This is a genomic window from Saliphagus infecundisoli (assembly GCF_020177375.1).
Classification (GTDB): domain Archaea; phylum Halobacteriota; class Halobacteria; order Halobacteriales; family Natrialbaceae; genus Saliphagus; species Saliphagus infecundisoli.
This window is the reverse complement of record NZ_JAIWHV010000035.1, coordinates 25,360-33,164: the sequence shown is the minus strand read 5'-3', so window position 1 is coordinate 33,164 and position 7,805 is coordinate 25,360. Positions and strand designations below refer to the sequence as shown.

The following is a 7,805-nucleotide window of genomic DNA, read 5'->3' as shown; positions in this document are numbered from 1 at the left end:
GACGTATCTCTTGGTTCTGGGTCTATTTGCTCGCATCAGGTTGAGCTTGCGCAGTCTACACACCCCTTTCCAGTGCCCCTCGCAGTGGTCTCGCTCTCCCCAGCTTTATCAACTCAGAACGCAACAGTCCTAAGTTGCTTGACACCGAGATACAAAAGCATTTACGGTCGAATATTGTTCTATTAGGCTCTGTAGTTTCGCTAGGCGAGGACTCTACGATCGCGTTATTGCCGTAGAAAGCGAAGAAACGGATCAGTGTGACATCTGAAATCCGCCTCTTCACCCGTATTCCGGTCGCCAAGTCTAAATCAGTCGCTCTTGCGCAACGTAGCGAATAGCTCTCGATGAAATTAGGGCATCCCGCCGAATGCAGGCGATTATGCTCGATCACCTCAACACGCACAATCCGGCCGGCTTCTACCAGTTCTTCCCGCCAGATCAGGCTCAAGCATATCTCGACCGGTTCGAGTTTCACTACGTTCCCAAAAACGGGAGTTGGCTGAACATGGCCGAGATTGAGCTGGGTGTCCTCAAACGAGAGTGTCTCGATCGTCGTATCTATCACGCAGCGACCTCCGACCGGAGGGTCGCTGCGTGGCAGGAGCACCGAAATGCGGCTGACCGGCTCATCGACTGGCAGTTCACCACCGACGACGCACGGATCAAGTTACATCAACTCTATCCGGTCGAACTCGAAACGGACTCGCAAGAGTACAGTTGAAGCTACACTTAGTAGGCTTTCATCCCATCAGTGTCGATCAGAGTATATCTAACACGCACCCATATGCGAAATGTTCCAGTTGCCATTTGTATAGACTGACTGAATGGAGGGCGTTGAATGTCTGACTTTTTCAATTTCGTTGTGTGTGAAATCTTCTGTATATCCACTTTCCAAATTCATATACCGACTCCGCTTATCTTCGATATAGTAACTGCACGGATATAATTCTGCCAGAGATTGACCATTCTCCCGGAAATGGGGTGGTGCACGTATATCGTTGTGAATCTCCTTGGATCGTTCGATCTCTTCATCTGTTGATAGGACCAGTTCCGCAAATCGCCGTTCATTCCGTTCAAGCGTGACAGTATTTCCATCTGTTTTATGGTCGTAGTACCACTGCCAAGTTTGCAGACCGCTATCGGTCGAATACGAATTTCCGTCTATCATCCAAGGCGATCGATACATCCCTCCAATTGAACCAAATGTGGCAATGATGAGAATAATTGCAACAAGGACAGCGGCGACCGGTCGGACTGAATCATTGTCTATCCTCTCATACAAGAATGCACGGTGTAAAAATAGCCCAGCAAAGATGGGTGAGAGAATTACGGCCGGCCGTAGGACACGCAACCAATTTATCGATGGGATTATACCAACAGTCAACTCTGCGAGTGACCAGACAATACTAACCCCGACAGCCATCGCCGGAATAGTCGGCTGATCAAGGTGCGCTCGATTCTGGTAGAGATAGATAGTGATTCCAAGAGTCCCGAGTCCGAGCAATACACCCCAGCTCCCAAACCGTTTGAGGGCAAGAATTACGACATCGACAATAGTGAATCCAAGTTCTGAGAACAGGCGGCTAATGCCACCGCCGGGTTCATACTGAGTCTTAAATGAATATGCCCCAATCAGTTGTGTTATCACTAAGGCCCCTCGCTGGAGAAGTTGTGTCTGGAGAATTGCGACCCATACCATGCCAAACACCGTGAATATGAGGACGTATCCCGGTGGCGGAGATTCCATACCACCGCCTTGTAGAATTGAGAATCCAGAGGCAGCTAAATAGGAGCTGATGACAACGCCGAGAAGAAGCGCGGCGACGAATAAGTGCTGAATCCAGATCCCTACTGTAAAGCAACAAAAGACGGTGAATAGCTGCCAACTGGCCATTTCTGGGCGAGTTTCAAGAAGATACACAAGAAGCAGAAATGTCGTGAGATAGGCAACACCCGAGGGAGTAACGCTCCGGAGTGGGAGCAGCCACATCAGTGGAATGAAAAGCAGTGGATATGTCGATGGAATCTGGTACCAGCGCCCGAGTAACAGGACAACAATTAGGGCTAAAGACCCAAAAAGAAGGGGCACAAGTGCAATAAGTACGTATTCCGGCATACCGAGAATGAAGGCCATCATGGCGAGGTGAATATGAAAGTGAGGATATGTTCGGGCACCGAACATTCCGCCGGGAAGACTACCGGTACGAACTATATCGAGAATATTCCCAAGATGGATCATCGCATCAGCATACTTTATGATATATCCTAACAGGTAGGGGCCAAGGAGTGCGACGAAGAGGACGGCATACAGTGGCAGTAGTAGGCGCCAGTCTGGACGACCGATAGAGATGCTATACATTGTTGTTGATATACCCAGGATGATAAGAACACCTCCAAGGAGCATCACCGCAGCTGGGGCCTGTGTAAACATCGACACCTGATAGCCAGCAGGCGCCATTTGAAGGGCTCCAATCCCGCCCGAGAGAAACAGGCACGCTAGTATTCCTGCGACTTTTGCATACCTGTCTCCCTGATGCATAGTTCGATGGATGCCAGTTTGGCATTTAACAACTCTGGTCTGAGACCCAACGTCCCACTACGCTATCTAAAGTTCAGTCGATCACATCGGGTTAGAGTAAGCGTCTGCTTGGGGAGTGTGTGCAGCACGACCAAGCAGACAGCGAGTTAGAGGAAGAGCACCTGCTTAATTTTGTCGCCAACAGCCTTGGAGACGAGCTCCCGATTGACCTCGGTGAGAACGTAGAGGTCTCCGCTGATGAGTTGTACGAGATCCTCGCCGGCGCCAGCGCCGACGGGACCTCGATCAATCACATCTGCGAGACGACCGACGAGTCGCCCCACGCCAACACCGTCCGTGACCATCTCACCGATCAGTTCGACCTGGACGCTGTTGAGGCGGTCGGGAACACGCTCCTTCAACGGGATGCCCTCGAGACGCTTCCCGATCGACCGGTGGAGGTCGGCGACGACCTCCACCTCAATCGCTACTACGGTGACGAGGACGAGACGGAGGCGCTGTACTTCTCGCAGGCCAAACGAGGAACCACGGCGTTTCACGCCTATGTCACGCTCTACGCGCGGGTACGCAACAAGCGGTATACGCTGGCGGTCCGCCAGCTGGTCGCTGGCGAGACCACAAGCGAAGTCCTCGCGGAGTTTCTGACGCTGCTCGACAGCCTTGACCTGTACGCGTCAAGGCCGTTTACCTCGACCGCGGCTTCTACAACAGCGGCTGCCTCGAATTGCTGTACGCACACAACTACGCCTTCATCATACCGATCGTCAAATGGGGTGAGACGATTCAAGACGAACTCAGCAGCGGCTGGAGCCGGGTGATCGAGCACGAACTCGCCGGGCGGGTGACGTTCCCTGTGTTCATCGACTGCGTCTACCAGCGAGGTCGCTACGACGAACACGGGGTGGCGCGTCACGGCTACGCCGCTGACGCGCCGTTCATCGACACCCCACGAGAAGCCCGAGAACACTACAGCAAGCGTTTCGGCAACGAATCAAGCTACCGGTTAGCCAAGCAGAGCCTTGCTCTGACCAGTTCTCGGGACGCTGGGCTTCGGCTCTTGCTGTTCGGTACGACGCGAGAGCGTTCCGCGACGAACTCCGTGAAAACGGCGTCCGACCCCTCATCAAACACCGTATCATGAATCCGCTCGATCACGCCCATAACGCCCGCATGGACAGTGATCGGTACCATCAGCGCTCCATGTCAGAAACCGTCTTCTCGTCGATCAAGCGCACGCTCGGCGCTGACGTGCGTGCGCGAAGCTGGTGGCTCGAGTTCCGTGAAATGCTGCGCAAATCCACCGTCTACAACCTTCCCCCCAGCGTCCGATATCCATGAAATCCGCCGCCGTGTACCGAAACTACAGAGCCCAAGTATCTAATCATAGAACCAAAATATTGATATTACGGCCCCATGATTGTTTGGCTAAATGTTTCGAACAAACACCGTATCTATCGTATTCGGGAAACAAAGCCATCTATGTCAAATATAGCCTTAGTTGTCCTCGATACCCTCCGAAAAGACGCTTTCGATATGCACTTTGACTGGCTTCCAGGGCGTAAATTCGAAAATGCGTTCTCGACTGCGAACTGGACATCTCCGGCCAACGGGTCGATGTTTACTGGAGAATATCCGTCAGAGATTGGGGTACACGCTAAGTCTCCATCGTTAGATGTTGATGGGAATGTACTACCGGAGCAACTCCAGAAGGGAGGATACCGTACGCGGTGTTGGACTGCGAATCCGAACATCTCTCCTAATCGCCAATGGGATCGTGGATTCAACGAATTTATTGGAGCAAGCAAATTGATGACCGGTGATGAAGACATTGTTGATTGGAGTAAATTCAGTTACTCTGACAATAAGTTGACTACACGTGTTGGAAAGTATTGGAGCGCGCTGTCGAAGTGTTACCATTCGGAGTATGATACATGGCAGTCACTTTGGAACGGGATCGCTTATGCACGAGGTGGTACTGAGGCAATAAACAACGTCCCGGATAGTGGTGCATCGGTAATAGAGGATCTGGTCTCACAGAGAAGTTTTGGAACAGACGAGTTTCTATATTTGAATTTGATGGAAGCTCACACGCCCTACTACACACCAATTGGCTTTGACGGTCCGAATCCTGACGACAAAATCACGGTCACGATAAAAGACTCGCTCGGCATCGATAGTCCACGCGATGGGACGGTACAAGCGTACTACGATACCTGTAAATATCTATCTACAGTGTACAGAGAGATATTTAAGGAATTGTCTTCATCCTTCGACTACGTCATCACGGTAGCTGACCATGGAGAGATGCTAGGGGAATCGGATGTCTGGAACCATACTTATGGACTCTTTCCCGAAATTACGCACGTTCCGCTCGTCATCTCAGGTAAAGACCTGACCGGCCGGACAGATGCAATGGTAAGCCATCTTGACATTTACCAAACAGTATTGGCTATGGCCGACATTAATGGTCAGTCACGGGGTAGAAATCTATTAGAACTGGGAGAGGGAAAACCGGTGCTTACAGAATACCATGGGCTTATCCCAGTAGCAGTCCAACGACTTGAAAAAGAAAATATCTCTCAAAAATTGATCGATACATATGATTTACGACTATCCGGCATTGGGGTTCCACCAAGATACTACGGTCATGAAACGATAGACGGTTATTCTGGCGAAGGCAAACCAGTACAGAGCCCAAAGGACGTTTTAGCAGAAATCAAAAAATCCATATCGGAAAGAAAAATTACTGAAAACGACCATGAAATGAGTGAGGAAGTAGTGGACCGGCTTGACGATCTTGGATATGTGTGATAACAATATCGTATGAACAAAACATTAAAACACACATATAATAACTAGTTATTACAGAAATATGAACCTAAAAAAGCTGGTTTCAGATTTAGACGTTGATAATGTCTTTATATATGTTGCAGATGCTGTAAGGTGGGATGGGCTTCCCGATAGTATCTCAAAGAGAGGGGTCGTCGCAAAAACAGTTGCCGGTTCGATCCACTCCCCAACATCGTTTGCTACAATTGTCACCGCAAAATATATGATAACACACGGTGTTACCGATTTTGATTGTCGCGTTCCCGATTCCATCCCAACGCTGTTTGATCTTCAGGATCATCAAACCCGTTTTGTCAATTCAATCGGTGTTTCAGGCTCTGAAGATCCTATCTATTCAGTGCTTGACCAACCTGCAAGAGATACGAATGACCCATTCAAGTCTATCTCACCACCGTTTGTCGTGATGGAACGCGGACAGGGAGGACACGCCCCCTATGGGAACTTTGAAGGGACGGTGACCGAATATTTCGATGCGCGAAAAGAACGTACTGTTGAAGAAATCAAAAACGAGTACTATGTCGGCATTGAAAGTGACGCAAAGACGTTCAGTCAACGGATTGAAGAACTTGAATCAGAGGGATTGCTAGACGATACGTTTGTGATCTATACCTCAGATCACGGTGAACTCCTCGGAGAGGGAGGGATGTTTGGTCATAATGGTCCCATCCGACCGGAACTAGTGTATGTACCTACCGTATTCATGCATCCAAACCTTCCAGAGAAAAGTGTTGACAACCATATTAGTCATGTAGAATTACTACCTCTAATCATTGATTTACTTGATGTGGAAGTCAATCAAGGGCCGATCGATGACACACCGACTACATCAGCCGATGTTAGCTTTTCATTCTACGAAAAACAACACGATATACCGTACGTTCCGATTACAGGAAAAACAAGGTACGAGAGTGTCTGGGATGCTAATGGCGGATACGTGTATCCACGTGCATCGTTCCGAGAGCGATCACCCGGGTTCATCGGCGACCTATTCTTTGCGCCATCGAAGCGTTTGGCACGGAAGCGGGCAGTTCGAGGGTTAAAATCTTACATCTCTGGTCGCGAACAGTTTGGAGATCCGCCTGGCAAAGCGGAGGAATTCGATGAAACTCTCGGAAAATGGATAAATTCCACCACTACACAAAGTAGCCATGTTTCGCTGGGCGAAACCGCAAAAGACCGTCTAGAAGAGCTTGGATACCTCAAATAGATGCAGTGTACGCCTGGACCAATTCACTGACGTGATGATCGAACGTCCGATTTTTCGCCCATTGATATGCATTAGAGCGTAAATCACGTAAGTTAGCTTCCTGCGTTAGTTCGATAATTCGATTAGCGAGTTCTTCAGCATCTTTCGGGGTGAATAATCGCCCCCGACTGCGGTTCACTAGTTCAGGGATGCCACCGATGTCAGCGCCAATAACTGGGAGAGCGTTAGCGAAACTTTCATAGATCGTCAGCGGAGAATTTTCCATCCATACTGAAGGTACAACAGCAGCAGAAACCTTATGGCGTAATTCACGAAGGCGTTCATCGGACACGAACCCGTGGTATTCAACGTTAGCTCGGTTTTCTGCGACCGCTCTGGATCGATCGTCGTATGGTCCGGTCCCACACAGATGAAATCTCACATTAGGCAAAAGCCTAGCAGCTTCGAACAGTGTCTCAAGGCCTTTGGCACGAAGGTGCTTACCCACGTATAGAACCGATTGACAAGACCCCTTGGGGAGTGAACTTGCGAAATCCTCAATACCGTGTTGTATACGTGTTGTCTTGGTGTTTTTGAAAAAACCGTGTTTCTCGTGTATGTCAATTACGTGCTGACTCGGGCCGACTATGATATCTGGCTCGCCGATCATCCGTCGTTTTGCACCAGCGTACATACGACACGGTATCGGCGGAGAATCACAGACTGCGACGTCATTATCTGGGGCGGTCATCTCTCTAAGCAGATTGCTTTTTGGGCAGATGAGACTGTAGTCGTGGAGTGTATGAACGTACCGGACGTCAGCGTCAGATATTGCTTTTCCCGCCGACGCAGTAATACCCATAAAGTTGTTGGAGTGGACGATATCTGGCTGGTACGTGGATAGAAAATCGCTCACCACCCGCTTTGCGTGTGGGTTGATGGTATCAAATTGATGCCAGAGCGCCTGGGTAGCTAGGTTGCCACCTGTTCCGTCGCTCCTATGTGAGAAATTAAGCGGATAGAAGCGAAAAACCGGAATTCCGTTTCGGAATTCCTTTTTTACACTAAGCGTCTCCTGAGAGGCATTTCTAGTCGTGGTCAAAATAGACACGTCGTGGCCGCGTTTTTTCAGCGCGTGTGCTGTCCTCTGGACATAGTTTTCCGCGCCCCCAAAATCATCGGGTGGATAAACACCGTTAACCAGACAGATCTTGGCCATATTGAGTTGAA

The 7,805-nt window shown here is 49.6% G+C and carries 5 protein-coding genes and 2 pseudogenes; 5 read left to right on the top strand and 2 right to left on the bottom strand.

Annotated features, from left to right (window positions below; translation table 11 throughout):
• The first annotated feature begins 379 nt into the window (after positions 1–379).
• Complete coding sequence (locus tag LCF40_RS20690; RefSeq protein WP_263623791.1) at positions 380–721, top strand: transposase; 342 nt, start codon at positions 380–382, stop codon at positions 719–721.
• A gap of 48 nt (positions 722–769) precedes the next feature.
• Here LCF40_RS20690 and LCF40_RS20685 read toward each other — a convergent pair whose 3' ends face one another.
• Positions 770–2,539: a hypothetical protein gene (locus tag LCF40_RS20685; RefSeq protein ID WP_224830044.1), complete on the bottom strand. Its 1,770-nt coding sequence runs from the start codon at positions 2,537–2,539 to the stop codon at positions 770–772.
• A 119-nt stretch (positions 2,540–2,658) separates the two neighbouring features.
• On the opposite strand from LCF40_RS20685, the pseudogene LCF40_RS20680 reads away from it, so the two are divergent.
• From LCF40_RS20680 to LCF40_RS20665, 4 genes and pseudogenes are all read left to right on the top strand, one after another.
• Positions 2,659–3,599 (top strand): annotated as a pseudogene (locus tag LCF40_RS20680) (ISH3 family transposase); the annotation flags it as partial.
• Positions 3,600–3,607: 8 nt separating this feature from the next.
• A pseudogene (locus LCF40_RS20675) lies at positions 3,608–3,877 on the top strand (transposase); the annotation flags it as partial.
• Between the two features lie 75 nt (positions 3,878–3,952).
• On the top strand, positions 3,953–5,350 hold the full coding sequence (locus LCF40_RS20670; protein WP_318247921.1) for a sulfatase-like hydrolase/transferase: 1,398 nt from the start codon (positions 3,953–3,955) through the stop codon (positions 5,348–5,350).
• Between the two features lie 61 nt (positions 5,351–5,411).
• On the top strand, positions 5,412–6,596 hold the full coding sequence (locus LCF40_RS20665; RefSeq protein WP_224830043.1) for a sulfatase-like hydrolase/transferase: 1,185 nt from the start codon (positions 5,412–5,414) through the stop codon (positions 6,594–6,596).
• Here the strand turns inward: LCF40_RS20665 and LCF40_RS20660 are convergent.
• Entirely contained in the window at positions 6,589–7,794 is a 1,206-nt protein-coding gene (locus tag LCF40_RS20660; RefSeq protein WP_224830042.1) for a glycosyltransferase family 4 protein, read from the bottom strand. The two genes, LCF40_RS20665 and LCF40_RS20660, sit on opposite strands and share 8 nt — an antisense overlap.
• Between the last annotated feature and the right edge of the window lie 11 nt (positions 7,795–7,805).

Coding starts and splice junctions, on each gene's coding strand:
- LCF40_RS20690 (WP_263623791.1), top strand. CDS start 380: ATGCTCGATCACCTCAACACGCACAATCCGGCCGGCTTCTACCAGTTC.
- LCF40_RS20685 (WP_224830044.1), bottom strand. CDS start 2,539: ATGCATCAGGGAGACAGGTATGCAAAAGTCGCAGGAATACTAGCGTGC.
- LCF40_RS20670 (WP_318247921.1), top strand. CDS start 3,953: ATGATTGTTTGGCTAAATGTTTCGAACAAACACCGTATCTATCGTATT.
- LCF40_RS20665 (WP_224830043.1), top strand. CDS start 5,412: ATGAACCTAAAAAAGCTGGTTTCAGATTTAGACGTTGATAATGTCTTT.
- LCF40_RS20660 (WP_224830042.1), bottom strand. CDS start 7,794: ATGGCCAAGATCTGTCTGGTTAACGGTGTTTATCCACCCGATGATTTT.